Source organism: Streptomyces sp. BK208 (assembly GCF_004364245.1).
Lineage (GTDB): Bacteria > Actinomycetota > Actinomycetes > Streptomycetales > Streptomycetaceae > Streptomyces.
Genome location: NZ_SOAV01000005.1, coordinates 196,497 through 222,595 on the forward strand (window position 1 = coordinate 196,497; position 26,099 = coordinate 222,595).

Genomic DNA, 26,099 nt, shown 5'->3' on the forward strand with positions numbered 1-26,099 from the left:
GCCGACGATCTGCGGCCAGCTGCGGGGGAGAACATGAACGAGGGGAAGCCCACGAGGGCGAAGTGGTGGAGTCGTCCCCGCTCGTCCGAAGGCACGCCCGACGGCGACTTCGAACTGGAGCGCCCCCGCCCGGCCCCCACCGCGGGCACGGGAACGGCCACCGAAGCCCACGGGACGGACGGAGGCGGCTTCGAACCGGCGCGTCCGCCGGCGCCCCGCGCGACCGACCAGGGCGACTACGAGCTGGACCTGCCCCGGCCCGCCCAGGACCGGCCGGCGGACGTGGTGGGCACCCCGCCGCACCCGCGCCCCGTCGCCGACGCCGACACCGCCCCGACGGTGGACGCGGGCGCCGAGCCGCCCCGGGGGACGGCCCCGCCCGCCGGCTCCACCCCGGCCGCTGACCCGGCCCCGCCCGCCGGACCCGCCCCGGTCGCCGAGCGTCCCAAGCCGCTGCACGAACCCGACCCGTACAGCACCCCGCCGTACGGTGAGCCGGGCCCGTGGGCCCCCGCCCCGCCGGTCCAGCACCCGGCGGCCACACCGGCCCACGGCACGGTGACGGAGGCGGCCACACCCGCGCCGACCACACCCGCACCGGGCGTGCCCGCACCGGCTCCGCAGGCACCAGCAGTGCCCGCTCCCGCCCCCGCGCCGGCTCCGCCCGCACCCGCGGGCGCCTCGTCGGTGTCCCCGCCCCCGCACGCGGGACCCGTCCCCGCGTTCGCGGAGGTCCCGGCACCCGTCGCCCCCACGGCCCCGGCACCCGCAGCGCCCGCCGCGGGCCCCGACGCCGTACCCGCCGCCCCGGCGACCGCCGTTCCGCCGCCCTCCGGCCCGTCGTCGGCGGCTGCCGCCGACCCGTGGGCGGGGCCGCCCGCTCCCGCGCCCGGTGCCGAGCCCGGCGCCGACCCGTGGGGACGCTACGACCCCTGGGCCGCCTCCGCCGCCCAGTACCGCGAGGCGCCGGACCGGACACCGAGGCGACGGCGGACCACGAGGACGCTGGTCGGCGGCGCCCTGCTCATCGCCCTCGTCTCCGGCGGCATCGGCGGCGGCGTGGGCGCCTACCTGGAACGCAACGGCGGCGTCGGCACGGTCGAGCTGCCGCAGGCCGCACCGGAGGCCGCCGAGCGGGCACCGGACAGCGTGGCGGGCATCGCCGCCCGCGCCCTGCCCAGCGTGGTGACCCTGCACGTCAGCGGCAGCGAGGCGGCCGGCACCGGCACCGGGTTCGTACTCGACGACCGGGGCCACATCCTGACCAACAACCACGTCGTGGAACCCGCCGGGTCCGGCGGCGAGATAACGGTGACCTTCAACAGCGGCGACACCGCCGAGGCCACCGTCGTCGGCCGGGACAGCGGGTACGACCTCGCCGTGGTGAAGGTCAAGGGCGTCAGCGGCCTCACCCCCATGCCCCTCGGCAACTCGGAGAGCGTGCGGGTCGGCGACCCCGTCGTCGCCATCGGCGCCCCCTTCGACCTGGCCGGCACGGTCACCTCCGGCATCATCAGCGCCAAGGAACGGCCCATCACCGCGGGCGGCGAGGAGAGCGACGGCAGCGACGTCTCGTACGTCGACGCCCTGCAGACCGACGCGCCCATCAACCCCGGCAATTCCGGCGGCCCCCTCCTGGACGCACGGGGCCGGGCCATCGGCATCAACTCCGCGATCCGCTCCGCCGACAGCGGCAGCGCCGACGCGGACGGCGGCCAGGCCGGCTCCATAGGGCTCGGCTTCGCCATCCCCATCAACCAGGGCAAGCGCGTCGCCGAGGAGCTGATCAACACCGGCAAGGCCGCCCACCCGGTCATCGGCGTCACCCTCGACATGGGCTACACGGGCGACGGCGCCCGCGTGGGCGCCAAGGGCGGCGACGGCGGTCCCGCGGTCACCGCGGGCGGCCCCGGCGCCAAGGCCGGCATCGAGCCGGGGGACGTGATCACCGCGGTCGACGGGCAGCGCGTGCACTCCGGTGAGGAACTCATCGTGAAGACCCGCGCCCACCGACCCGGGGACCGGCTGGAGCTGACCCTGGAGCGAGACGGCAAGGAGAGGAAGGTCTCACTGGTGCTCGGCTCCGCCGGTGGCGACTGACCGTCGTACAGGTCCCCCCAAGGCGCCAGGAAGGCAAACAATTCGGAAAGCGCTCACCCACACGCGCTCGGGGCTCACGGGACGGTACCGGTCGGACGGGGTCGGCGGGTACCGTGGTGGCGGCCCGGACATTCCAAGGAGCTTCAGGTGTTCAATGACATAGGCGCACTAGAGCTCGTGACGCTCGTCGTCCTCGCCGTGCTCGTCTTCGGTCCGGACAAGCTCCCCAAGGTCATCCAGGACGTGACGCGCACCATCCGGAAGATCCGGGAGTTCTCGGACAGCGCCAAGCAGGACATCCGCCAGGAGCTGGGCCCCGAGTTCAAGGACTTCGAGTTCGAGGACCTGAACCCCCGGACGTTCATCCGCAAGCAGCTGGACAACGACGAGCTGGGCCTCAAGGAGCTTCGCAACGGCTTCGACCTGAAGAAGGAGATGGCCGAGGTCACCGACGCGGTCCACGGCCGCGACAGCGACTCCTCGTCCTCCAAGTCGTCCGGGTCCTCCGGCGGCGGCCGGATCGACATGTCGAAGAAGCCCGAGGAGTCCGGTCAGGCCGGCAAGCCCGCCGACGACCGCCCGCCCTACGACGCCGACGCCACCTGATCCCGGCCCGCGGACCGCGGCCCACGGACCGCGAGCGCGACGTGCCCCTTACTCCGGACGGGCCGCACCGGCCCCGAGGACGACGCCCACGCGGCCCACGCGCCGGGCGGTTTCCCTGCTGCCGCCCACGGTGTGGCTATGCTTCCCAGGTTGTTGTGCGGACCGGACGAGTGCGCCCGAAGGGGGGCGGGCCGTTCCTGTCCGACGAGAGCGAGGAGGCGTCCGGGCACATGGAGACGACGAGTCGGGCAGTCGCGCAGGCGCCGGCCGCGGAGGGTGGACCACAGTCCCCCTCCGGCCGGCAGACGGTGGACGGCTACCTGCGTGCGCCCTTCCCGTGGTACGGCCTCGACGAGGCGTTCACGGGGCCGCGCCGGCTGATGCAGATCGGTACGGCGGCCGACGGGGCGGTGGAGCACGGTTCGATCGGGCACGGCGACGAACCGTCGGTGCGCAACGAGCACGTGGCGGGCGACGAGCAGGACGCCAAGGAGAAGTTCGCGGTCGTCGTGACCGTCGCGGCCAACCCCGACCGGCGCAGCGCCGACGGCACGGGCCTGCTGGAGGCCACCTCGGTCTCCACGGCGGCCTGGCTCGCCGGGGTGGGGCTGCTGTCCTTCACCTGGCCCGGCCAGATGGACCACTCGCTGCGCGACGAGTGGCTGGAGCAGCAGACGGAGACCGCGTGGGTCCTCGCGGACGACCTGGAGGGTGAGGACTGGACAACGCTGTCCCTCCCGGTGGACGGCGTGCCGACGCCCTTCCACTACCGGGAGTCCGAGTTCGGCTGGGTGCTCGCCGGTTCCACCGGGCAGGGCGTCCACCTCGGCGCGTACGGACGGGGCATGAGCGCCTACGGGCTGGCCTTCGCCGTCGTCAAGGACATCGCCGCGTACGCCTGACCGGCGGCCCCGCGCACGACGAGGGGCGCCGTCCCGGTGGACAGCGCCCCCACTCCCGTACGGGAGGTCAGAACTTGTTCTTCGGGGTGATCCCCAGCGACAGCCCCGAAAGGCCACGCTGACGGCCGCCGAGCTTCCCCGCGATCGAGCGCAGGGCCGCGCCCGCCGGCGAGTCAGGGTCGGACAGGACGACGGGCTTGCCCTCGTCGCCGCCCTCGCGCAGCCGGACGTCGATCGGGATGGACCCGAGGACCGGCACCGACGCACCGGTCGTGCGGGTCAGGCCGTCGGCCACCATCTGCCCGCCGCCGGTGCCGAACACGTCGACCATCTCGCCGCAGTGCGGGCAGGGCAGCCCGGACATGTTCTCGACCACGCCGACGATCTTCTGGTGGGTCTGCACGGCGATGGCGCCGGCCCGCTCCGCCACCTCGGCCGCGGCCTGCTGAGGCGTCGTCACGACCAGGATCTCGGCGTTCGGCACGAGCTGCGCCACCGAGATCGCGATGTCACCGGTGCCGGGCGGCAGGTCGAGCAGCAGCACGTCCAGATCGCCCCAGTACACGTCGGCGAGGAACTGCTGGAGCGCGCGGTGCAGCATCGGGCCGCGCCAGACCACCGGCGCGTTGCCCGGGGTGAACATGCCGATCGAGATGACCTTCACACCGTTGGCCGAGGGCGGCATGATCATGTTCTCGACCTGGGTGGGACGCCCGTCGGCACCCAGCATGCGCGGCACCGAGTGGCCGTAGATGTCGGCGTCCACGACACCGACCTTCAGACCGTCGGCCGCCATCGAGGCCGCCAGGTTCACCGTCACCGAGGACTTGCCGACGCCGCCCTTGCCGGACGCCACCGCGTACACCCTGGTCAGGCTGCCCGGCTTGGCGAACGGCACCTCGCGCTCGGTCTGCCCGCCGCGCAGCGCGGTGGCCAGCTCCTTGCGCTGCTCGTCGCTCATCACGTCCAGCTCGACGTCGACACGCGTGACACCCTCGACCCGCGACACCGCGTCCGTCACGCGCTGCGTGATCGTGTCCCGCATGGGGCAGCCGGAGACCGTCAGGTACACGGCGACCGCGACCGCTCCGTCCGCGCCGATCTCCACCGACTTGACCATCCCCAGCTCGGTGATGGGCCGGTTGATCTCGGGGTCGTTCACCGTCGCCAGTGCTTCGCGCACCGCGTCTTCCGTAGCCATGAAGACGATGGTACGGCGCCGCACACGGGGCACGGAAAGCCCCGTCAGCGGTCGTGTACGTCACGTCCCGCCGACCGGTCTGCCGGGAATACCCCGCGGTCGGGATGGTGACCGTTCTGCCGGTCCTCCAGATCCTTGACCAGGTCCTGCAACTCGGAGCGGATCCAGTCCCGCGTCGCGACCTCGCCGAGGCCGATGCGCAGCGCGGCGATCTCCCGGGTCAGGTACTCGGTGTCGGCGATCGACCGCTCGTTCTGCTTGCGGTCCTGCTCCAGGTTGACCCGGTCGCGGTCGTCCTGCCGGTTCTGTGCGAGCAGGATCAGCGGGGCGGCGTAGGAGGCCTGGAGGGAGAGCATCAGCGTCAGGAAGATGAACGGGTACTCGTCGAAGCGCAGACCGCTCGGCGCCGACACGTTCCACACCACCCACAGGACGATGACGACCGTCATCCAGACGATGAACCGCCCGGTGCCCAGGAAGCGCGCCACCCGCTCCGACAGCCGGCCGAAGGACTCCGGGTCCCACTCGGGCAGCAGCCTGCGGCGCGGCGGCCGGGGCTGGTCGAGGCGGGCGCGGGCCCGGGAGGAAGCGGTGGCTCCCGACGTGGCGCGCTCCCGGGTCGTCGTCTCGCGCTCAGGCACCATCGGCGCCCGCCTCCCCCGTCGTCCCGGCCGCGTCGTCGGCGTCGGCGTCGTCCAAGTGGTATTCGGTCTCCCGCCAGTCGTCGGGCAGCATGTGGTCCAGTACGTCGTCCACGGTGACCGCGCCCAGCAGCGCCCCGGAGTCGTCGACGACCGGCGCCGCGACCATGTCGTACGCGGCGAAGAACCCGGCGACCACCGGCAGCGCGGCGTCCGGCTCCAGGGGCTGCAGGTCGTCGTCGAGGATCGAGCCGACCAGCGTGTACGGCGGGTCCCGCAGCAGGCGCTGGAAGTGGACGGTGCCCAGGTACTTGCCGGTCGGGGTCTCCTCGGGCGGCCGGCAGACGTAGACCTGGGCGGCGTGCGCCGGGGACAGGTCGGGGTTGCGGATGCGGGCCAGCGCGTCGGCGACGGTGGCGTCGGGCCGCAGCACGATCGGCTCGGTCGTCATCAGACCGCCGGCCGTGTGCTCCTCGTACGCCATCAGGCGCCGCATGTCGGCCGCGTCGGCGGGCTGCATCAAACTCAGCAGCCGCTCCTTGTCCGCCTCGGGCAGCTCGCCCAGCAGGTCGGCCGCGTCGTCGGGGTCCATCGCCTCCAGGACGTCCGCGGCGCGCTCCTCCGCGAGCTTGCCGAGGATCTCGATCTGGTCGTCCTCGGGCAGCTCCTCCAGCACGTCGGCCAGGCGGTCGTCGTCGAGGGCGGCGGCGACCTCGGCACGGCGCTTGGCGGACAGGTGGTGCAGGACGTTGGCGAGGTCGGCGGGGCGCAGCTGCTCGAAGGTGGCCAGCAGGTTCTCCGCGCCCTGCCCCTGCTCCTCGACGGAGAACCCGGTGACGCCGGACCACTCGACGGTGAGTGTCTCGCCCTTGTTGCGCCGGAAGGCGCCGCCCTTCCTGCCCTTGCGGACGAAGACCTTGTCGATCTCCCAGTCACGGCGGGCGGGCAGCTGCTGCACCGACAGGTCGAGCACCGTGGCCTCCTCACCCGTCTCCGTGAGCGTGACCCGCCGGTCGAGCAGCTCCCCGAAGACGAGGCGCTCGGTGGGCCGCTGCTCGAAGCGCCGGACGTTGAGGACGCCGGTGGTGATGACCTGGCCGGACTCGATGCCGGTGACCCGGGTCATGGGCAGGAAGATGCGCCGGCGGGTGGTGAGTTCGACGACCAGCCCGAGGACGCGCGGGGGTTTGCGGCCGACGCGGAGCATGACGACCAGATCGCGGACGCGTCCCACCTGGTCGCCGGCCGGGTCGAACACGGCGATGCCGGAGAGGTGGGAGACGAAGATCCGGGGGGCGCCAGCCGCCATGGCCGCGGCTCCTTTCCTCACGCTGCGCGGGTCCGGGCGAGCGCGCGTGAAGGTCGTCGGGTGAGAGTGCGTGAAAGCTGATTCGTACGGAGTCCCTTTTCCGAATTGCCCGCTCGGACGCGCTTCAGGCTAGCCCGTCCCGATCGGCCGTGCCCTGGCGGCCGGTCCGGACGGACTGGCTCCGTTCGCCGTCGGCGGCCCCGGTACGCTGCGCCCTGGCCCGGTCGGTCCGCCGCCGACGTCCGCCGGCCCCGTGTCAGCCCCGACAGAAAGGCAGTCCCACCTGTGTCTGTGACTCCCCGGCGCCGAATCCGCAGGGCCGCCTGGCTGGGCGCGGTGTGCGCCCTGGCCGTGACGGGAGCCGGGCTGACGGGATGCGGCAGCGAAGACCCCGACGCGGGCACCAACGGCCTGGGGAAGCTCACGGCGGACCAGATCCACGCCAAGGCCCGTACGGCCGCCGAGACCGCGGACACGGTACGCCTGCACGGCTCGGTGGAGGCCGGCGGCGACACGTACACCCTCGACATGCGGCTGAAGGCCGACGGAGGGACCGGGACGGTCGCCGCGCAGGGGACGACGTTCGGACTGCTGCGGGTCGGCGAGCAGCTCTTCCTCAAGGCCGACGCCGGGTTCTGGAGCCACGACGACGGCGACGCCAAGGCGGCCGACAAGCTCGCAGGCAAGTACGTGAAGGTGCCGCAGAACGACCCCGCGTACAAAAAGTTCAGCGGCTTCACGGACAAGGACGTCCTCCTCGGCGGTCTGCTGACCCTGCACGGCACGGTGAAGACCGACGGCCGGCACGAGCAGGCGGGCGTACGCACCGTCCGGATCAGCGGCGACGACGGCGCCGGCGGCTCGCTGGACGTCTCCCTGGAGGGCCGGCCCTACCCGCTGCGCCTGGTGCGGGCGGGCAGCGCGGGCACGATCGGCTTCTCGGACTGGAACAAGGGCTTCGCGCTGGAGCAGCCGGCGAAGGACGACACCCTGGACTACGGCAAGCAGCTGCCGTCGTCCTGAGGGGAGCCGGGTGGGCCTGTTCGTCAGGCGGTCCCCGCCTCTCAGCGGCGCTTGCGGCGCTTCAGGAGCAGCCTGGGCAGCCCCGCCGGAGCCGGCCGGCGGGTCGTCGCCGGGCTGGGCAGCGGTGCCTCGGCCAGCGAGGCGTCGGGCAGCGGCGCCGTGTCCCCGGTCGGCTCCAGGCGCAGCACCCGGCACTCGCGGGCCCAGCGGCCGGTCATGGCCTCGCCGTCGGGGGCGTTGAGCCGCTTGCCCTTGAGGTCGCCGACCGCCGCCTGCCACGCCTCGGAACCGGAGGGCAGCTCCACGACCCGCGCGGCCCAGGAGACCAGCCGGCCGCCCTTGTCCTTGCTGCGCACCGTCACCTCGGCGGCGGCCCCGTCGGCCAGACCCGGCAGCGGCTGCTCGCCGGGCCCGTCACCGACGACGCAGGCCGCGCCCTCGTGCCAGACGTGCCACAGCGCCCGTGCGGGCACCCCGGGGCCCTTGACCCAGATGAGGCCGGACTTCTTGGTGGCCTCCTCGACGAGGGCCTGGCGGAGCAGCTCGCTTGTCATGCGGTCAGCCTATCCAGGAGCCCGCGGGCCCCTTCAGAGCCAGCCGTTGCGCTTGAGCGTGCGGTGGATGCCCAGACAGATGACGACCGTGACGGAGAGGACCATCGGGTAGCCGAACCTCCAGTGCGTCTCCGGCATGTAGTCGAAGTTCATGCCGTAGACACCGCACACCATGGTCGGCACGGCGATGATCGCGGCCCACGAGGTGATCTTGCGCATGTCCTCGTTCTGCGCGACGGACGCCTGGGCGAGGTTGGCCTGGAGGATGGAGTTCAGCAGTTCGTCGAAGCCGATGACCTGCTCCTGCACCCGCGCCACGTGGTCGGCGACGTCCCGGAAGTACTTCTGGATCTCCGGGTCGACCAGCCGCATCGGCCGCTCGCTGAGCAGCTGCATGGGGCGCAGCAGCGGCGCCACCGCCCGCTTGAACTCCAGTACCTCGCGCTTGAGTTGGTAGATCCGCCCGGCGTCCGTGCCGCGCGGGGTGCCCTTGCGGCCCGGCGAGAACACCTCGGTCTCGACCTCGTCGATGTCGTCCTGCACCGCGTCGGCGACCGCGATGTACCCGTCGACGACGTGGTCGGCGATGGCGTGCAGCACCGCCGAGGGGCCCTTGAGCAACAGCTCGGGGTCCTCCTGGAGCCGGCACCGCAGGGCGCGCAGCGACCCCTGCCCGCCGTGCCGGACGGTGATGAAGAAGTCCCGCCCGGTGAAGCACATGACCTCACCGGTCTCGACGACCTCGCTGTTGGCGGTGAGCTGGTCGTGGTCGACGTAGTGGACGGTCTTGAAGACCGTGAACAGGGAGTCGTCGTAGCGCTCCAGCTTGGGGCGCTGGTGGGCCTGGACGGCGTCCTCCACGGCCAGCGGGTGCAGCCCGAACTCCCGGGCGATACCGGCGAACTCGTCCTCGGTGGGCTCGTGCAGCCCGATCCACACGAAGCCGCCGTCGCGGCGCACCTGGCGCATCGCGGTGTGCGGGGTCAGCGGCACGTCGGTCTCGACGCGGGTGCCGTCGCGGTAGACGGCGCAGTCCACCACGGCGGAGGCGGTCGCCGGGTCGCGGGTGGTGTCGTAGGTGCCGCCGTCCTTGCGCAGGGAGACGCGGGACGGGCGGACCACGGCGCGCAGGTCACGGATCATCGACATGGCAGGCTCCTTCGCGGCGGGGCAGCGAACGAGGCCGGTGACGGGTGGAACCGCCCGGAATGGGGACGTCCTGGCTACGCGTGCTCGGCGCGTCCACAAAGCGGGGGGCACCGCACCGTCGCGGTGGCCGACTTCGCTGCTGATTCAGCTGCTGACACGGATCGACGCGGTCGACGGGATCGGCGGTGACCGCGTCGACGGATCGGATCAGACAAAAGATCAGGCAAAACGGGACGAAGTGCTCTTCCGTGTGAAGGCGCGCGAACGGAAAGCGGCAGCGGGAAGAACCGGAACGGCTCGGTCAGCGGCCGGAAGAGCGGGTGGTACTGCACGGTCGACTTCGGTCCATGCCAGCCCCACCTCCTCCGGCCGGTCCCTCGTGAGGGACGATCCATTCCCCTTGTTTGGAGGGGTTCCCCGTAGGGGAGATTCCACAGCGTCGGGGACTCGATCGCGACGCTCTGCGTGCTGCCCCGAACCGCTGGGCCAGAGTATCAGCCACCGACGTGTCAAGGCGCCGCTTTGCCTCTTCACGACGAGTTCTATGCTCGCCGCATGGCTGATGTTCTTCCTCTGGTCGAGGCCCGGCTGCACAGCGCGCTGGGCGAGCCGGACGCGCGCGCGGCGGTCACCTTCCTCGGCACCGACCGCATCGAGGTGCTGCGTTTCCCCGCCGCCGGCCAGGAGGGCGACGTCGTCCGCTACGCCACCCTCGGCATGTCGGCCCAGCCGATGGCGGACCCCACCGCCGCCCTCGCCGACCCGGTCAAGGGGCCCCGCGCCGAGCTGGTGCTCTCCGTGAGGGCCGGGGTGGCCGACACCGACAAGGTGCTGCGCCCGCTCGCCGTACTCGCCGCTTCCCCGCAGGTGGAGGGCGTGATCGTGGCCCCCGGCGCCTCGCTGGACGTCGGTGAGCCGCTGTGGCCCGGAGCCCCCTTCACCTCGGTCCTGGTGGCCGAGCCGGGCGGCCTGGTCGAGGACCTGGAGCTGGACGCCCCCTTGGAGGCGGTGCGGTTCCTGCCGCTGCTGCCGATGACGCCGAACGAGGCCGCCTGGAAGCGCGTGCACGGCGCACCGGCCCTCCAGGAGCGCTGGCTGAACCACGGAACGGACCTGCGCGATCCGTCGCGCAGGTCCGTTCCCCTGGACTGAGGCGGGCGACCGGCCCACGCAACCGGCGTGCCGGGGTGACGCAACTCACCGGAGCGTCCCGTCGGTCGGCCGGCCGGTCGGCCCGCGGCACCGTCAGTCGGCGAAGACCGCCACCGAGTCCTCGGCCGCGTGCTTCGGCTCCAGCTCCTCGGCCTCGTGGGTGAGCGCGCGGCGCCGTACGCCCACCACGACCGCGCCGAGCACGGCGGTCACCGCCGCCACCACGAACGGGATGTGGACGTCGGTCCACTCCTCGATCTTCGGCGCGAAGTACGGCGCGGCCGCCGCGGCGAACCAGCGCACGAAGTTGTAGCCCGCGCTCGCCACCGGACGCGGAGCGTCCGAGACTCCGAGGGCCAGCTCGGTGTAGACGGTGTTGTTCACGCCGATGAACGCGCCGGACAGGATCGTGCAGACGATCGCGGCGGTGTGGTTGCCGTAGCCGAGGACCAGGACGTCGGCTGCGAGCAGCACCAGCGAGCCGCCGAGCACCTTCAGCGAACCGAAGCGCTTCTGCATGCGCGGTGCCACCAGCACCGAGAAGACGGCGAGCAGCACACCCCAGGCGAAGAACACGGCGCCGGACTTGTACGGCGTCATGTTCAGCACGAAGGGGGTGAAGGCCAGCACGGTGAAGAACGTGTAGTTGTAGAAGAACGCCGAGACCGCGGCGGAGGCGAGGCCGCCGTGACCCAGCGCCCTGATCGGGTCGAGCAGCGAGGTCTTGCGGGCCGGCTTGGGCTGTTCCTTCAGGAACACCGAGATGCACAGGAAGCCGATCGCCATCAGGAAGGCCGTGCCGAAGAACGGGTAGCGCCAGCTGGCGTCGCCGAGCAGTGCGCCCAGCAGCGGGCCGCAGGCCATACCGAGGCCGAGGGCCGACTCGTAGAGCAGGATCGCCGCGGCGCTGCCGCCGGCCGCCGCGCCGACGATCACCGCGAGGGCCGTCGAGACGAACAGCGCGTTGCCGAGGCCCCAGCCGGCCCGGTAGCCGACGAGCTGGCCGACGGTGTCGGAGGTGCCGGCGAGGCCCGCGAAGACCACCACGAAGGCGAGGCCCAGCAGCAGCGTCTTGCGGCCGCCGATGCGGCTGGAGACGAAGCCGGTGACCAGCATCGCCAGGGCGGTGATGAGGAAGTACGAGGTGAACAGGAGGGAGACCTGGCCGGCACTCGCGTCCAGGCCCTTGGCGATGGACGGCAGGATCGGGTCGACGAGCCCGATGCCCATGAAGGCCACGACGGACGCGCCCGCGGTCGCCCACACGGCCTTGGGCTGCCGCAGGATCCCGCCCGCACCCGCGTCGAAGGTGTCCATGCTTGCTCTCCAATATCGACGAGACGGTGCCAGATGGTTGGTGTTTACACATAGTAAGTTAGCTGTGCTAATTAATGCAAGTTACATCTAACTCGTGGGAGTCCGGCCCGGTCGGCGCACCCGCCACCGGATGGGTGATCGTCCTTGACGTGGGGGAGTGAGGGTAGGACCGTGGGGCTCTATGAGGGGCGAACCCAGTTGCCCGAAGTGTGGTGGCCGGGTCAGGGCTCCCGGCCTCTTCGCCGATTCCTGGCAGTGCGACCTGCACGGCACCGTGCACCCGCTGCAGCCCGTGCTTCCGCCCAGCGTCGAGGCGCTCGGCGTCGTGGTGCACCGCACCCGGGTGCCGGTCTGGATGCCCTGGCCGCTGCCGGTGGGCTGGCTGTTCACCGGCGTCACCTGTGCGGGCGACGACCGCAGCGGGGGCAGGGCCACCGCCGTCGCCTGCTCCGGACCCGGTCCGCTCGGCGGCATAGGTGAGCTGATCCTGATCGCCGAAGAGCTGGGCGTCGGCCTCGGCGCGCGGTACGCGGGCCTCGACGCCCCGGACCCCGGGCCGTACATGGACGTCGAGAAGCCGCCCCAGGCCAAGGTTCTGGCGACGGGCCGTCCCACCCCCCTCTGGCACGTCTCCGGCGGGCCCGCCGACCGCGCCGTCTTCGCCGGGGAGGCCCTGGGGATGTGGCTGTGGGCGGTCGTGTGGCCCGAGCGGTCGGGGCTGCTGATGTACGAGGAACTGGTGCTGACCGACCTGCGGGACGCGGGCGCCGAGGTCGACCTGGTGCCCTGCGGTGCCCTGTCGCCGCGGCTGATCGAGCCGACGGCGCGGTGATCGCGCGGGGTGCGGGTGCCGGCGCGGTGCGGGCGTACGGGCTCGCGGAGGTGCCGGTGCGGGCGTCCGTGCTCGAGGCGACGGCGGGCGGGCGTCCGGGGTGCGCAGGGGTGGCAGGGTAGGGGGCGCAGGGGCGTTGCGGGTGTGACGGCGGCGGGTCGAGTTCCGGTTATCCTTGAGCGTCCCCGTCCGTCCCGTCACCGCCTGGAGTCAGCGTCGTGCGCATCGATCTGCACACCCACTCCACCGCGTCCGACGGCACGGACACCCCGGCCCAGCTCGTGCGCAAGGCCGCCGCGACCGGACTCGACGTCGTCGCGCTGACCGACCACGACACCACCCGCGGCCACGCCGAGGCCGTCGCCGCGCTGCCCGAGGGTCTCACCCTCGTCACCGGCGCCGAGCTCTCCTGCCGCCTCGACGGCATCAGCATGCACATGCTGGCCTACCTCTTCGATCCCGAGGAGCCCGCCCTGCTCGCCGAGCGGGAGCTGGTCCGGGACGACCGCGTGCCGCGGGCCCGCGCCATGGTCGCCAGGCTCAACGAGCTGGGGGTGCCCGTCACCTGGGAGCAGGTCGCCAGGATCGCCGGTGAGGGCTCGGTCGGCCGTCCGCACGTGGCCTCGGCACTCGTGGAACTGGGCGTCGTGCCGACCGTGAACGACGCCTTCTCCTCCCATTGGCTGGCCGACGGCGGCCGTGCCCACGTGGCGAAGCACGAGACCGACCCCTTCGAGGCGCTCCGGCTGATCAAGGGCGCGGGCGGCGTCGCCGTGTTCGCCCACCCGGCCGCCGCCAAGCGGGGCCGTACGGTGCCCGAGACCGCGATCGCCGACCTGGCGGCCGCGGGCCTGGACGGCATCGAGGTCGACCACATGGACCACGACGAGCAGACGCGGGCCCGGCTGCGCGGGACGGCGAAGGAGCTGGGACTCCTGGTCACCGGGTCGAGCGACTACCACGGCAGCCGGAAGACCTGTGTGCTCGGCGAGTACACGACCGACCCCGAGGTGTACGGGGAGATCACGCGACGTGCGTTCGGGGCGTTCCCCGTGCCGGGAGCCGGCGGGGCCTGAGTCCCACCTCCCACGCGACCTCCCTCCCTCCTTTCCCTCTTCCGCAAGGCCAGTGGCTCACCCATGTTCGACGTTGCCGTCTTCGGCTCCCTCTTCCTGACCCTTTTCGTCATCATGGATCCCCCCGGGATCACCCCGATCTTCCTCGCGCTGACCGCCGGCCGCCCCGCCAAGGTGCAGCGGCGGATGGCCTTCCAGGCCGTCTGCGTCGCCGGCGGCGTGATCACGGTGTTCGGTCTGCTCGGGCACCAGATCCTGGACTACCTGCACGTCTCCGTGCCCGCCCTGATGATCGCGGGCGGGCTGTTGCTCCTGCTGATCGCCCTCGACCTGCTGACCGGCAAGACGGACGAGCCCAAGCAGACCAAGGACGTCAACGTCGCCCTCGTACCCCTGGGCATGCCGCTGCTCGCCGGGCCCGGGGCGATCGTGTCGGTCATCCTGGCCGTGCAGAAGGCGGACAGCGTCACCACGCAGGTCTCGGTGTGGGCCGCGATCCTCGCCATCCACGTGGTGCTGTGGCTGGTCATGCGCTACTCGCTGCTGATCATCCGGGTCATCAAGGACGGCGGCGTGGTCCTGGTGACCCGTCTCGCCGGCATGATGCTCTCCGCGATCGCGGTGCAGCAGATCATCAACGGCGTCACCCAGGTCGTCCAGGGCGCGTGACACAGCGGCGGGGCCCCCGCACGGTTCGTTCCGTGCGGGGGCCCCGGCGTGTGTGAAGGGTCCGCGTTACAAGGCCGAGGTGTCGGCGGGGCGGATCCACAGGCGCTGCCCGATGGCAGCGGCCTGCTGAACGATACGGTTCACGGAGGCGGCGTCCACGACAGTCGTGTCCACGGGGGTCCCGTCGACGTCGTCGAGTCGCATGACTTCAAAGCGCATGGCCTCTCCCTTGATCTGGTCATCCTCCTGCGGAGAACTACTGGTGTGGCTCCTGGGTCGTCGGTGCCCGGGCTTCCGTAGTGGTCAACGGGATGCCCTGTGCAAACATTCCCTACGCTAAGGAAATTTTTCGCACGACTAATTACTGACAAGTAAGCCGCTTGTTACGGGTCACGGGGATCCGGGGCGGGGCGGGGCGAGGCCGGGCGCGAGGGGCGGGGGCGGGACGGGGCCGTCCGGACAAGACTGACGGGGACCAGTTGTGTTCGTAGCGTGACCGCCGGGACAATGGGCGCGATGAACGACGACCTCGCGCCCCTGAACGCTCGTATCGATCGCACGAACGAGCTGCTCCAGCGCATGCTCGCCGAGGTGGCGAAGACACCCTCGACCCACGCGATCTTCGTCGACGCCGGCTACCTGTACGCGGCGGCGGGGCGACTGGTGGCCGGGACCGAGGACCGCCGGGCCTTCGACCTGGACGCCGAGGGACTGATCGAGGCGCTCATCGACAGGGCCCGCACCATCTTCGCGGACAGCCGCCTGCTGCGCGTCTACTGGTACGACGGCGCCCGTCGCCGCATCCACACCGCCGAGCAGCAGTCCATCGCCGAGCTGCCGGACGTCAAGGTGCGCCTGGGCAACCTCAACGCGAACAACCAGCAGAAGGGCGTCGACTCCCTCATCCGCTCCGACCTGGAGTCCCTCGCCCGCCACCGCGCCATCAGCGACGCCGCCCTGCTCGGCGGCGACGAGGACCTGGTGTCCGCGGTCGAGGCGGCCCAGGGGTACGGCGCCCGCGTCCACCTGTGGGGCATCGAGGCCCCCGAGGGCCGCAACCAGGCCGAGGCGCTGCTCTGGGAGGTCGACAGCCAGCGCACCCTGGACCTGGACTTCTTCAAGCCGTACGTCTCCCGGCGCACGGTCCCCACCGTCGAGGCGGGCGGCGGCCTGCGTCCCCTCCGTGAGGACGTCCGCTTCGTGGGCGCGCAGATCGCCGCGAAGTGGCTGTCGGCGCGGGGACGCGAATCCCTGATGGAGCTGCTCCCCGGCCACCCCTACCTCCCCGGCTCCGTGGACCAGGACCTGCTCGTGGAGGCCGAGGGGCTGCTCCAGTACTCGCTGCGCGGCCAGGCCGACCTGCGGCGGGCGCTGCGCGACGGCTTCTGGGAGCACCTGCGGGCGCAGTACTAGGACCGGCCCGGCGGGTCGTCCGGCAGCGGCGGTGGCGGCTGGGCCGGATCCAGGTCGTCCCAGAAGTCGGCGAGGGCCCGGGCGGTCGGCAGCGGCCGGTCGGCGTTGGGGGAGTGCTCGGCGCCCGCGACGACGGTCCGGCGCGCGTCCAGCCGCAGGGCCATCTCGTCCAGCAGGGGCACGGGCCAGGTGTCGTCGTAGGCGCCCGACAGCACGTGGTACGGCAGCGGCACGGCGGCCAGCTCGGCGACGCGGTCCGGCTCGGTGCACAGCTGGCGTCCAGTGGCGAGCAGTTGGGCCGGCCTGGTGCCCAGCCAGCGGTCGCGCAGCCGGGCCGGCTCCTCCGGGCCGTGGGCGGGGGCCGGCGCACCGGCCTCCTCCGGCGGGCCCATGGCCTGCATCACCTTCCAGACCTGAGCCATCGTCATCGTGTCGAGCGCGTCCCGCAGCAGCTTCACCCGCTGCCGCTGCGACTCGGAGATCCGCGCCGGGCCCGAGGACATCAGCGTGAGCGACCGGAACGGGGCGTGGTCGAGCAGGACGGCGGCCCGTGCGATCTGGCCGCCCAGGGAGTGCCCGAGCAGGTGGACGCGCGTCCCGAGGGCGGCGACCTGCGCCAGCACGTCCCGGGCCAACTCGGTTTGGGCGTACGGCCCTTCGTCGTGCTCGGGCCCGGCCGACTCGTACTGCCCCCGCCCGTCCACGGCGACGGTGCGGTAGCCGCGCTCCCCGAGGGGCCGGTGCAGCAGGGTGAAGTCCTCCTTGCTCCCCGTGAACCCGGGCAGCATCAGCACCACGCCCCTCGGCGCGACACCGTCGGCCACGGGTGAGTCGACGACTGCGAACTCCCCGCGCGCGGTGCGCAGCCGGTACGCGCGGGCGTCCGAGGGCGGGCTGAAGGCGGCGTTCCTGCTCACGGGCAGAGGCTATCGGGCGGAGGCCCCGTGCGGGGGCGCGGGTACGGCAACGCCGCCGGCCCGGTCCCGCGTGGAGGGCGGGACCGGGCCGGCGGTCGGGGTCGAGCGGCGCGGGTCAGCTCTCGCCGGCCTCCGCGGTGGCCGTGGCCGTCTTCCGGGTGCGGCGGGCCTTCGGCTTCGCCTCCGCCGGGTCGGCGGTCTCGGCGGGCGCCTCCGCGGCAGCCGCGACCTTGCGGGTCCGGCGCCGCGGTGCGGCCTCCGGCTCCTGCGAGGTCTGAGCCGGAATCCCGGCGGCGGGCTCCGCCTTGGCGGCGGCCGTCTTGCGGGTGCGGCGGGCCTTGGGCTTGGCCTCCGTGCCCTCGGCGGTGTCGGCGGCGGCCTCAGCGGCCGTTTCCGTGACGGCTACCGCCTTGGCGGCCGCCGTCTTGCGGGTGCGGCGGGGCTTGGCCTCGACCGGGGCTTCCGCTTCGGGTGCCTGGACGGCCGGTTCCGCGGTCTTGCGGGTGCGGCGGGTCTTCGGCTTGGCCTCGGTGCCCTCCGCGGTGTCGGCGGCGGCTTCCGCTGCGGCCCCGGCCTTGGCGGCGGCGGTCTTGCGGGTGCGGCGCGGCTTGGCCTCGGCCGCCTCCGGAGCCGCCGTCTGCGCCGGGATGTCGGCCGTGGCCTCGGTGGCCCCGGTCGTCTCGGCCGACTGGGCGGTCTTGCGGGTGCGGCGGGTCTTCGGCTTGGCCTCGGTGCCCTCCGCGGTGTCGGCGGCGGCTTCCGCTGCGGCCTCCGCCTTGGCGGCGGCGGTCTTGCGGGTGCGGCGCGGCTTGGCCTCGGCCGCCTCCGGAGCCGGAGCGGCCTCGGGCTCGGCGGTGGCCGCCTTGCGGGTACGCCGACGCGGCTTGCTCTCGGCCGGCTCGGCCGGCTCCGACACGGTCCCGGTCGCGCCCTCGGCGGTGTCGACCACCGTCTCGGCGGCCGTGGCCTTGCGGGTGCGGCGGCGCGGCCTCTCGGCGGCCGGGACCTCGGTTGCCACCGGGGCCTCGACGACTGCCGGGGCTTCCACGACCGGGGCCTCGGCGGCCACCGGAGCGGTGTCCAGCGGGGCGGCCTGCGTCTCGGCCGACTTGCGGGTGCGGCGGCGGCGCGGCTTCGCCGGGGTCTCCACGACCTCGGCGGCCTCCGCGACCTCGGTGACCGCGGCCTCGGAAGGCGCCGGAGCGGTGTCCTCGGCGGCGGGGGACGTCGTGGCCGTCTCCGGGTGACGTGCAGCCTCGCCGCCCCGCGTACGGCGCCGGCGGCGCAGGGTGCGGGGGCCCTGGGCGGCGTCGGTGCCCGCGTCGGCGGCGCTGTCCGCACCGCCGGTCACGGTCTGAGCCGCGGGGCTCGCGACGGCCTCCGCGTCCACCGGAGCACCGCCGCGCATCCGACGGCGGCGGCGCGGCGTCGTACGGGACGAACGGTCGCGGTCACCGGCACGCGAGTCCTCGCGGCCCTGGCCACCCCGGCCGCCTCGGTCACCGCGGTCGCCGCGCCCGCGGCCACCCCGGCCGCCCGGCTCGCCCAGGTCCTCGAGCTCCTCCGCGTCGAGCCCGGCGCGGGTGCGCTCCGAGCGCGGCAGGACGCCCTTGGTGCCCTCGGGGATGCCGAGGTCGGTGTAGAAGTGCGGGGAGGTGGAGTAGGTCTCCGCCGGGTCGTTGAAGCCCAGCTCGAGCGCCTTGTTGATCAGCTGCCAGCGCGGGATGTCGTCCCAGTCGACCAGCGTGATCGCCGTACCCTTCGCGCCCGCGCGGCCGGTGCGGCCGATGCGGTGCAGGTACGTCTTCTCCTCTTCCGGCGACTGGTAGTTGATGACGTGCGTCACGCCCTCGACGTCGATGCCGCGGGCGGCGACGTCGGTGCAGACGAGCACGTCCACCTTGCCGTTGCGGAAGGCGCGCAGGGCCTGCTCGCGGGCGCCCTGGCCGAGGTCGCCGTGGACCGCGCCGGAGGCGAAGCCGCGCTGCTTGAGCTGGTCCGCCAGGTCGGCCGCGGTGCGCTTGGTGCGGCAGAAGACCATGGCCAGACCGCGGCCGTCGGCCTGCAGTATGCGGGCCACCATCTCGGGCTTGTCCATGTTGTGGGCGCGGTAGACGAACTGCTTGGTGTTCGCGACCGTCGCACCCGCGTCGTCCGGCGAGGTGGCGCGGATGTGCGTGGGCTGCGACATGTAACGGCGGGCGAGTCCGATGACCGCGCCCGGCATGGTCGCCGAGAACAGCATGGTCTGGCGCCGGGGCGGCAGCATATTGATGATCTTCTCGACGTCGGGCAGGAAGCCCAGGTCGAGCATCTCGTCGGCCTCGTCGAGGACCAGGCTCTTGATGTGCTTCAGGCTCAGCTTCTTCTGGCCCGCGAGGTCCAGCAGACGGCCCGGGGTGCCGACGATCACGTCGACGCCCTTCTTCAGGGCCTCCACCTGCGGCTCGTACGCCCGGCCGCCGTAGATCGCGAGAACGCGCACGTTGCGGACCTTGCCCGCGGTCAGCAGGTCGTTGGTGACCTGCTGGCACAGCTCGCGCGTCGGGACGACGACGAGGGCCTGCGGGGCGTCCGTCAGGGACTCGGGCGCCGCGCGGCCCGCCTCGACGTCGGCGGGGACGGTGACGCGCTCGAGGAGCGGGAGGCCGAAGCCCAGCGTCTTGCCGGTGCCGGTCTTGGCCTGGCCGATCACGTCCGTGCCCGACAGGGCGACGGGGAGCGTCAGCTCCTGGATCGGGAAGGGGGTGATGATGCCGACGGCTTCGAGGGCTTCGGCGGTCTCGGGGAGGATCCCGAGGGATCGGAACGTCGTAGTCAGGGTGCTGCCTCTTCTGTGTACGTGGTGCGAGGCGAGCGCGCGGGTCGTGCCGGACTGTGTCGGGGACGTCGGCTGCCTTACGGATGAGCCGTAGGACACGGGACCTCTGTCGACGCTCCAGCGCTCGTACCACTGAGGGTCCCCCTCCGGTCTCCGTACGCAGCGTGGCGTACGGCGGGAGGGCTGTCGGGTCGGAGCCGATCGGGCCACCGACCGGGCATCCTCATGCGTGCGGCCCGACGACGATGTCACGTACCCGTACGTCACATACTCGGCAGGCGCATTACCACCATACCCCGGATTCGCGCACACGCGATGGCCGATTTGGTCACGTAGTCGTCGTCACACTGACTGACCAGGGCCTTACCACCCCCGAAGGGGCCGCTATTGTGCGCTGCATGACGAGCTCTGACAAGCCTGGCACCGCCGCAGACGCACCCGCCGAGACCGCCGGAACGGCCGGTACCGCCGGTACCGCCGGGGTCACCCCGGTCGCCGCCCGCGACTGGGCGTCGGCCGCGGCCGACCCGCAGTACCGCGCCGCGGTCGTGGACCTGCTCGGCGCGCTCGCGTACGGCGAGCTGGCGGCGTTCGAGCGGCTCGCCGAGGACGCCAAGCTGGCGCCCACGCTGGCGGACAAGGCGGAGCTGGCGAAGATGGCGTCGGCGGAGTTCCACCACTTCGAGCGGCTGCGCGACCGGCTGGCCGAGATCGGCGAGGAGCCCACGGGGGCCATGGAGCCGTTCGTGGCCGCCTACGACGGCTTCCACAAGCAGACCGACCCGTCGGACTGGCTGGAGGGCCTCGTGAAGGCCTACGTCGGTGACTCCATCGCCAGCGACTTCTACCGCGAGGTCGCCGCCCGCCTCGACACGGACACCCGCGAGCTGGTCCTCGCCGTGCTCGACGACACCGGACACGCCGGATTCGCCGTGGAGAAGGTGCGCGCGGCGATCGACGCCGACCCGCGCGTGGGCGGGCGGCTCGCGCTGTGGGCGCGGCGGCTGATGGGGGAGGCCCTCTCGCAGTCCCAGCGGGTGGTGGCCGACCGGGACGCGCTGTCGACGATGCTGGTGGGCGGGGTCGCGGACGGCTTCGACCTGGCAGAGGTCGGCAAGATGTTCTCCCGGATCACCGAGGCGCACACGAAGCGGATGGCGGCGCTGGGCCTGGCCGCCTGACCCGCCCGACACGGGTGCGGGCGCCGGCGCGGGTACGGCGGCTGCCCTCAGGCGGTCACCGAGCTGCGGCGCAGCCGTCCCGCGGGGCGCAGCAGCAGCGACAGCGAGGCCGCGGAGAGCGTCGCCGCGCCCAGGAGCACCAGCGTGAACCCTCCGGCGCCCAGCGCGGTGTGCGTGACGAACGCCCCGAACAGGGCCCCGGCGATCCCGGTCGGCAGGACCAGGAGGGGGGCGGGCAGGCGGTGGGGCAGACGGTGCGCGGCGGCCCATGCCAGGGCGAGGCCGAGGATTGCGGCGCTGAGCGCTTCCAAGAGCATGTCTGGGTCCCTCCCACGTGGCCGGCCTGCCCCAAACGGTCACAGCCGACATACCCCTGACCTGCGGAATACAACCCTCCCCCTGTGGGTGAACTGTGCTCCGCCCGTGAACGGCGAGGCGAAGGGAACGGGGTTACGGGAACACGATCACGGGTACGGCGCGGCGGAAACCGGCGACGGAAACGGGGCGGGGCCCGGCGGAGATCCTCCGCCGGGCCCCGCCCGTCACTCGTGCTGCTCGTCCGTCGCCCGCGTCCGCCGGCTACAGCGCGCCGAAGCCCACCTTGCGCGGAGCCGGCTCGCCGATCTCGATGTAGGCGAGACGGTCGGCCGGCACCAGGACCTTGCGGCCGTGTTCGTCCACGAGGCTCAGCAGCTGCGACTTGCCCGCCAGTGCCTCACCCACCACGCGCTCGACCTCCTCGGCGCTCTGACCGCTCTCCAGAACGATCTCGCGGGGCGCGTGCTGCACGCCGATCTTGACCTCCACGGCTATGTCCCTCCGACGGTCAGTAAATGCGCGACCTTCCGCGCCGTACCAGCACACATTAGCCCGGTGAGGGGACGTACACGCTGCGTCGGAGAACGCCAGGAGCGAACAGTCGACGGGAACAGGCTCAGTGGGAGTCGGTGCCGTGCAGCGGGAAGCCGGCGATGCCCCGCCAGGCCAGCGACGTCAGCAGCTGTACCGCCTGGTCGCGCGGGACGCTGCGGTCGCTGTGCAGCCAGGAACGCGCCACCACCTGTGCGAGGCCGCCCAGGCCGGAGGCCAGCAGCATCGACTCCGCACGGGAGAGGCCGGTGTCCTCGGCGATGACGTCGCAGATCGCCTCCGCGCACTCGTTCGTGACCTTGTCCACGCGCTCGCGCACGGCGGGCTCGTTGGTCAGGTCCGACTCGAAGACCAGGCGGAAGGCGCCGCCGTCGTCCTCGACGTAGGCGAAGTACGCGTCCATGGTGGCCCGCACGCGCTGCTTGTTGTCGGAGGTCGACGCGAGCGCGCTGCGCACGGACTGGATCAGTGCCTCGCAGTGCTGGTCCAGCAGCGCGAGGTAGAGGTCGAGCTTGCCGGGGAAGTGCTGGTAGAGCACCGGCTTGCTGACGCCGGCGCGCTCGGCGATGTCGTCCATCGCGGCCGCGTGGTACCCCTGGGCCACGAACACTTCCTGTGCGGCGCCCAGCAGTTGGTTGCGTCGGGCTCGGCGGGGAAGGCGTGTGCCCCGCGGGCGTACCGCCTCTGTCTGCTCGATGGCTGTCACGCCGCCTCCCATAGTCGTCCTCGTGCGGTGTGCGCCGCGTCGACATCGTACTTTTCGGTAACCGTGGTGTGGGTGCTGCGAGCGCAGAATTTCACGGACCGGACGGCGTCGATAGCCGCACAAGAGGTTTCAAAAGGGCTCAGGCCGGGCAAAGATCGACCTCCCTCCCGCTCGGAACGGCGTCTCCGTCGCCCGGTGGCGTCGTGACCGGTGCTCGTCCCGGCAGTCCTCGTCTCAGCGGTAGTCGTCCTCGTCGTGCGAGACGACCCGGGCCTGTTCGGCCAGGTCGGCCTCGTTGGCGCGGTCCGGCTCCACGTCCGTCAGCGGTTCGTCGCGCTCCTGCGCGATGTCCGCCCGCTGCTCGGCCGTGTCGGCGTCCGGCGCCTCCACATCGCGTTCCTCCACGTCCCGTACCTCGTCGGCGAAGGTCTCGGGGTCGGTCGGATCGACGGTCATGCTGGGCTCCCTTCCTACGAACGTCCCTGGGATGCAGGGGGTCACACGCGGGTGCCCACTTCACGAGCGTAGGAGACACCCGTTCCGGACGCCATGCGTCGCCCGCCCCGGTCCTGCGCGGACGGCTCCCGCGACACGCCGTGGGCGGCTCCGGCGGCCGTCCCGGACGACCCCGGCGTCCACGGCATCCGTACCCCGCCGGGGCGCCGCCACCGCGCCGCCTGTGACTGCGAACACATGAACCCCTGCGTGATCATCTCGTAATATTGCCGCATGCCTTCGACCGAGCCGCCGTCCGCGCCGCCCGCCACCGTGCTGCCGAAGGTCGCGGCCGTCAGGGTCGCGGACGGGGAGCGGCTCCGGACGGTCCACCTCCCGGGCATCACCCTGACGGTGCGGTCGAGGCCGCCCGCCCGCGAAGGACTGCCGCCCGCCCTCTACGTCCACGGTCTCGGCGGCTCCTCGCAGAACTGGTCGGCGCTCATGCCGCTGCTGGACGGTGTCGTCGACAGCGAGGCCCTGGACCTGCCCGGCTTCGGCGACTCCCCGCCGCCGGACGACGGCGACTACTCGATCACCGGCCACGCGCGCGCGGTCGTCCGCCACCTCGACGCGGCCGGGCGCGGCCCCGTGCACCTCTTCGGGAACTCGCTCGGCGGTGCCGTCGTGACCCGCGTAGCCGCGGCGCGGCCCGACCTGGTGCGGACGCTGACCCTCGTCTCGCCCGCGCTGCCGGAGATCCGCGTGCAGCGCAGCGCCGTGCCGACGGGACTGCTGGCGCTGCCGGGTGTGGTGCCGCTGTTCAGCCGCCTCACCCGCGACTGGACCGCGGAGCAGCGGGTCCGCGGTGTCACGGCGCTCTGCCACGGCGACCCGGGCCGGGTGAGCGAGGAAGGCTTCCGCAACGCCGTGGAGGAGATGGAGCGGCGGCTGCGGCTCCCCTACTTCTGGGACGCGATGGCGCGTTCCACCCGTGGACTCGTCAACGCGTACACGGTGGGCGGCCAGCACGGACTGTGGCGACAGGCCGCGCGGGTTCTCGCACCCACGCTCCTGGTCTACGGTGGTCGGGACCAACTCGTCGGTTACCGCATGGCCCAGCGGGCTGCCCGCGCCTTCCGTGACTCCCGGCTGCTGACCCTGCCGGACGCGGGACACGTGGCGATGATGGAGTACCCGGAGACCGTAGCCACGGCGTTCCGCGAACTCCTCGCTGACACCGCGGACGCCGCGGACACCGGGAAGCAGCCGGTGGCCGGTGCGAGGGCCGACGGGGTCGTCGACAGCGAGCCCGCCAACCAGACGACAGGAGGCTGAGGCGCGACGTGGGACGCCACAGCCGCCGAGGACCCGCCCCGAAGGCCGACGCCGCGGACGCCGCCCCCGCGCGGGACAGCCGCCCGGGGCGGCCCGACCCGCGCCGAGCGGCCGAGCCCGCACAGGGACCGGCAGGGGCCTCGGAGCCGCACGGGACGCATGGGCCACAGGGGCCGCGTGGGTCGCGACAGCGGCAGAACGGGCCGACCGGGCCGCACGCGTCCGACCGGCCGGACTGGCCGCAGCGGGCGCCGGAGGGGATCCGTGGTGCGGCTCCGGGCGCGGTCCAGGACGACCGTCAGGGGTACGCGGCCCCGGGGCACGGTCAGGGGCAGGACCGAGGTCCGGGTGCGCGGTTCCCGGACGGCACCCCGGCCCACGGGTTCCCACGGATGGCGGACGGCACCCCCGCGCGGGGTGTCCCGCGGGTCACCGACGGCACCCCGGCGCACGGTGTGCCCAGGTACGCCGACGGCACCCCGGCGCACGGTGTGCCGGAGGTCCGGGGCGGCCACCCCGAGCAGCGGGAACCGGGTGGAGGCTGGGGCGAGCCGAGCGCGCGGCCCGGTGCCGGACCCGCGGCGGGGCCGCGCAACGGCGCCCCCGCGTCCTTCGCGCCGGCCTCGTCCTCCGGGACGTCCGTACCGTCCGTGCCCTTCCCGCGGCAGCGGCGCGGGTCCCAGGGCGGCGGCCCGCGCCAGGACTACCTGGACGCCTTCGAGGCGGACGACGACGTCTTCGCCGCCCGCCCCCCGCGCGGTGGCTCCGATGCGGGCCGGTCTGCCGACCCGCACGCCTCCGTCACCGACCTGAGCGCTGCCGACGGTGCCGCCGCCGGGAACGGCGGCGGTGGTGGCGGCGTCGACGCGGACGGCCGGGGGCCCGCGGGTGAGCCCGCGCCGGCCAAGGGCGCGAAGGGGCGGACCTTCACGGGGATCGCGGCGGCCGCCGTCACCACGGTGCTCGCCGTCGTCGTGGCCGGGCAGGTGGCCGACGGGTCGGACGGGTCGGGCCTTGGCGCGCAGGCCGCCACCGGCCAGGCCAGGGACACCCACTCCGCGTCGCGGGACGACGTACGGCCGCCCGCCGCGTCCGAGGCCGCGGCGCCGCTGACGTACGAACAGAAGATGGGGAAGACGTACCCGATGAAGGCCACGCTCAAGGCCTCGGGGAAGTTCGACGCGGTCCCGGGCGCCGCCAAGGGGCCGGGGAAGGGGCAGAAGTACACCTACCGGGTGGACGTGGAGCAGGGGCTCGGTCTCGACGGCGAACTCTTCGCCGAGGCCGTGCAGAAGACGCTCAACGACGACCGGAGCTGGGCGCACGACGGCGCGCGCAGCTTCGAGCGCATCCACTCGGGACAGCCCGACTTCGTCATCACGCTGGCCAGCCCCGGCACCACCGCGCAGTGGTGCGCCAAGTCCGGCCTGGACACCACCGAGGACAACGTGTCCTGCGACTCGGCCGCCACCGACCGCGTGATGATCAATGCCTACCGGTGGGCGCAGGGCGCCGAGCCGTACGGCGACGCCATCCACGCGTACCGGCAGATGCTGATCAACCACGAGGTCGGTCACCGCATCGGTTTCAACCACGTCACCTGCGACAAGGACGGCGAACTCGCCCCGGTCATGCAGCAGCAGACCAAGTTCGTCGACCACGACGGGATCGACTGCCGCCCCAACGCCTGGGCCTTCCCGAACGAGTGACCGGACAGGCCGGGCCCGTGCATCGCACAGAGTGACTGCTTGATCCCCTAGCGCGACCGAACGCGCGTTGCACGGGAAAGTTACGACCGTTCACCCCTTTTGGTGGCGCGATGGACAACCGTCCATCGCGCCACCTCCTTGTCCGCATACGTTCGTCCCGCTGCGAGCCGCCGGGCCA

25 protein-coding genes are annotated in these 26,099 nt (G+C 72.9%); 12 read left to right on the top strand and 13 right to left on the bottom strand.

Going from position 1 to position 26,099, the window contains the following annotated elements; genetic code table 11:
• The first annotated feature begins 33 nt into the window (after window positions 1-33).
• The 3 genes from EV562_RS14520 (at window position 34) to EV562_RS14530 (ending at window position 3,608) form a co-directional block, all read left to right on the top strand.
• On the top strand, window positions 34-2,100 hold the full coding sequence (locus tag EV562_RS14520) for a trypsin-like peptidase domain-containing protein (RefSeq protein ID WP_208298351.1): 2,067 nt from the start codon (window positions 34-36) through the stop codon (window positions 2,098-2,100).
• 147 nt (window positions 2,101-2,247) lie between these two features.
• Complete coding sequence (locus EV562_RS14525) at window positions 2,248-2,706, top strand: sec-independent translocase (protein ID WP_133887220.1); 459 nt, start codon at window positions 2,248-2,250, stop codon at window positions 2,704-2,706.
• 230 nt (window positions 2,707-2,936) lie between these two features.
• On the top strand, window positions 2,937-3,608 hold the full coding sequence (locus EV562_RS14530; RefSeq protein ID WP_166661780.1) for a hypothetical protein: 672 nt from the start codon (window positions 2,937-2,939) through the stop codon (window positions 3,606-3,608).
• Between the two features lie 67 nt (window positions 3,609-3,675).
• Here the strand turns inward: EV562_RS14530 and EV562_RS14535 are convergent, their stop codons facing one another.
• The 3 genes from EV562_RS14535 to EV562_RS14545 are packed head-to-tail and all read right to left on the bottom strand — an operon-like array spanning window position 3,676 to window position 6,759.
• Window positions 3,676-4,809 carry an Mrp/NBP35 family ATP-binding protein gene (locus EV562_RS14535; protein ID WP_133887222.1) on the bottom strand — a complete coding sequence of 378 codons (1,134 nt, stop codon included), beginning with the start codon at window positions 4,807-4,809 and terminating at the stop codon, window positions 3,676-3,678.
• A gap of 44 nt (window positions 4,810-4,853) precedes the next feature.
• Window positions 4,854-5,453 carry a DUF1003 domain-containing protein gene (locus EV562_RS14540; RefSeq protein WP_166661781.1) on the bottom strand — a complete coding sequence of 200 codons (600 nt, stop codon included), beginning with the start codon at window positions 5,451-5,453 and terminating at the stop codon, window positions 4,854-4,856.
• Complete coding sequence (locus EV562_RS14545) at window positions 5,443-6,759, bottom strand: CBS domain-containing protein (protein ID WP_133887223.1); 1,317 nt, start codon at window positions 6,757-6,759, stop codon at window positions 5,443-5,445. The genes EV562_RS14540 and EV562_RS14545 overlap by 11 nt, the downstream gene beginning before the upstream one ends.
• Before the next feature lie 285 nt (window positions 6,760-7,044).
• Between EV562_RS14545 and EV562_RS14550 the strand changes: the two genes are divergently transcribed.
• Window positions 7,045-7,782, top strand: a complete 738-nt coding sequence (locus tag EV562_RS14550; protein ID WP_166661782.1) for a hypothetical protein — start codon at window positions 7,045-7,047, stop codon at window positions 7,780-7,782.
• A 41-nt stretch (window positions 7,783-7,823) separates the two neighbouring features.
• Here EV562_RS14550 and EV562_RS14555 read toward each other — a convergent pair whose 3' ends face one another.
• Together EV562_RS14555 and EV562_RS14560 are read right to left on the bottom strand one after the other, a co-directional pair.
• Window positions 7,824-8,336, bottom strand: coding sequence for a hypothetical protein (locus EV562_RS14555; RefSeq protein WP_133887224.1), 513 nt, complete (start codon window positions 8,334-8,336; stop codon window positions 7,824-7,826).
• Window positions 8,337-8,369: 33 nt separating this feature from the next.
• Entirely contained in the window at window positions 8,370-9,485 is a 1,116-nt protein-coding gene (locus tag EV562_RS14560; protein ID WP_133887225.1) for a magnesium and cobalt transport protein CorA, read from the bottom strand.
• A gap of 555 nt (window positions 9,486-10,040) precedes the next feature.
• On the opposite strand from EV562_RS14560, the gene EV562_RS14565 reads away from it, so the two are divergent.
• Window positions 10,041-10,637, top strand: a complete 597-nt coding sequence (locus EV562_RS14565) for a suppressor of fused domain protein (protein ID WP_133887226.1) — start codon at window positions 10,041-10,043, stop codon at window positions 10,635-10,637.
• 93 nt (window positions 10,638-10,730) lie between these two features.
• On the opposite strand, the gene EV562_RS14570 is transcribed toward EV562_RS14565, so the two are convergent.
• Window positions 10,731-11,954: an MFS transporter gene (locus EV562_RS14570; RefSeq protein WP_133887227.1), complete on the bottom strand. Its 1,224-nt coding sequence runs from the start codon at window positions 11,952-11,954 to the stop codon at window positions 10,731-10,733.
• 181 nt (window positions 11,955-12,135) lie between these two features.
• On the opposite strand from EV562_RS14570, the gene EV562_RS14575 reads away from it, so the two are divergent.
• The 3 genes from EV562_RS14575 to EV562_RS14585 all read left to right on the top strand — a co-directional run bounded on the left by EV562_RS14575 (window position 12,136) and on the right by EV562_RS14585 (window position 14,531).
• Entirely contained in the window at window positions 12,136-12,786 is a 651-nt protein-coding gene (locus EV562_RS14575) for a DUF6758 family protein (RefSeq protein WP_133887228.1), read from the top strand.
• A 218-nt stretch (window positions 12,787-13,004) separates the two neighbouring features.
• A complete protein-coding gene (locus tag EV562_RS14580; RefSeq protein ID WP_133887229.1) occupies window positions 13,005-13,862 on the top strand; it encodes a PHP domain-containing protein in 858 nt (285 codons plus the stop codon).
• Window positions 13,863-13,925: 63 nt separating this feature from the next.
• The gene (locus EV562_RS14585) at window positions 13,926-14,531 is read left to right on the top strand and encodes a MarC family protein (RefSeq protein ID WP_030400714.1); all 606 of its coding nucleotides are present in this window, start codon (window positions 13,926-13,928) and stop codon (window positions 14,529-14,531) included.
• Between the two features lie 66 nt (window positions 14,532-14,597).
• On the opposite strand, the gene EV562_RS14590 is transcribed toward EV562_RS14585, so the two are convergent.
• Window positions 14,598-14,750, bottom strand: a complete 153-nt coding sequence (locus tag EV562_RS14590; RefSeq protein ID WP_007444413.1) for a hypothetical protein — start codon at window positions 14,748-14,750, stop codon at window positions 14,598-14,600.
• Window positions 14,751-15,047: 297 nt separating this feature from the next.
• Here EV562_RS14590 and EV562_RS14595 point away from each other — a divergent pair, with 297 nt between their 5' ends.
• A complete protein-coding gene (locus EV562_RS14595; RefSeq protein ID WP_166661783.1) occupies window positions 15,048-15,944 on the top strand; it encodes an NYN domain-containing protein in 897 nt (298 codons plus the stop codon).
• On the opposite strand, the gene EV562_RS14600 is transcribed toward EV562_RS14595, so the two are convergent.
• Both EV562_RS14600 and EV562_RS14605 read right to left on the bottom strand, forming a co-directional pair.
• Window positions 15,941-16,861: an alpha/beta hydrolase gene (locus EV562_RS14600; protein WP_133887230.1), complete on the bottom strand. Its 921-nt coding sequence runs from the start codon at window positions 16,859-16,861 to the stop codon at window positions 15,941-15,943. The two genes, EV562_RS14595 and EV562_RS14600, sit on opposite strands and share 4 nt — an antisense overlap.
• A gap of 115 nt (window positions 16,862-16,976) precedes the next feature.
• Entirely contained in the window at window positions 16,977-19,589 is a 2,613-nt protein-coding gene (locus EV562_RS14605) for a DEAD/DEAH box helicase (protein WP_133887467.1), read from the bottom strand.
• A 491-nt stretch (window positions 19,590-20,080) separates the two neighbouring features.
• On the opposite strand from EV562_RS14605, the gene EV562_RS14615 reads away from it, so the two are divergent.
• Window positions 20,081-20,863, top strand: a complete 783-nt coding sequence (locus EV562_RS14615) for a ferritin-like domain-containing protein (protein ID WP_133887231.1) — start codon at window positions 20,081-20,083, stop codon at window positions 20,861-20,863.
• Between the two features lie 47 nt (window positions 20,864-20,910).
• Here EV562_RS14615 and EV562_RS14620 read toward each other — a convergent pair whose 3' ends face one another.
• The 4 genes from EV562_RS14620 to EV562_RS14635 all read right to left on the bottom strand — a co-directional run bounded on the left by EV562_RS14620 (window position 20,911) and on the right by EV562_RS14635 (window position 22,895).
• Window positions 20,911-21,180, bottom strand: coding sequence for a hypothetical protein (locus EV562_RS14620; protein WP_133887232.1), 270 nt, complete (start codon window positions 21,178-21,180; stop codon window positions 20,911-20,913).
• Between the two features lie 262 nt (window positions 21,181-21,442).
• Window positions 21,443-21,670, bottom strand: a complete 228-nt coding sequence (locus tag EV562_RS14625) for a DUF3107 domain-containing protein (RefSeq protein ID WP_115744078.1) — start codon at window positions 21,668-21,670, stop codon at window positions 21,443-21,445.
• A 127-nt stretch (window positions 21,671-21,797) separates the two neighbouring features.
• On the bottom strand, window positions 21,798-22,439 hold the full coding sequence (locus EV562_RS14630) for a TetR/AcrR family transcriptional regulator (RefSeq protein ID WP_133887233.1): 642 nt from the start codon (window positions 22,437-22,439) through the stop codon (window positions 21,798-21,800).
• 234 nt (window positions 22,440-22,673) lie between these two features.
• Complete coding sequence (locus EV562_RS14635) at window positions 22,674-22,895, bottom strand: hypothetical protein (protein WP_133887234.1); 222 nt, start codon at window positions 22,893-22,895, stop codon at window positions 22,674-22,676.
• A gap of 273 nt (window positions 22,896-23,168) precedes the next feature.
• Between EV562_RS14635 and EV562_RS14640 the strand changes: the two genes are divergently transcribed.
• Together EV562_RS14640 and EV562_RS14645 are read left to right on the top strand one after the other, a co-directional pair.
• Window positions 23,169-24,212 carry an alpha/beta hydrolase gene (locus EV562_RS14640; protein WP_133887235.1) on the top strand — a complete coding sequence of 348 codons (1,044 nt, stop codon included), beginning with the start codon at window positions 23,169-23,171 and terminating at the stop codon, window positions 24,210-24,212.
• An 8-nt stretch (window positions 24,213-24,220) separates the two neighbouring features.
• A complete protein-coding gene (locus tag EV562_RS14645; protein WP_133887236.1) occupies window positions 24,221-25,921 on the top strand; it encodes a DUF3152 domain-containing protein in 1,701 nt (566 codons plus the stop codon).
• Window positions 25,922-26,099 lie beyond the last annotated feature (178 nt).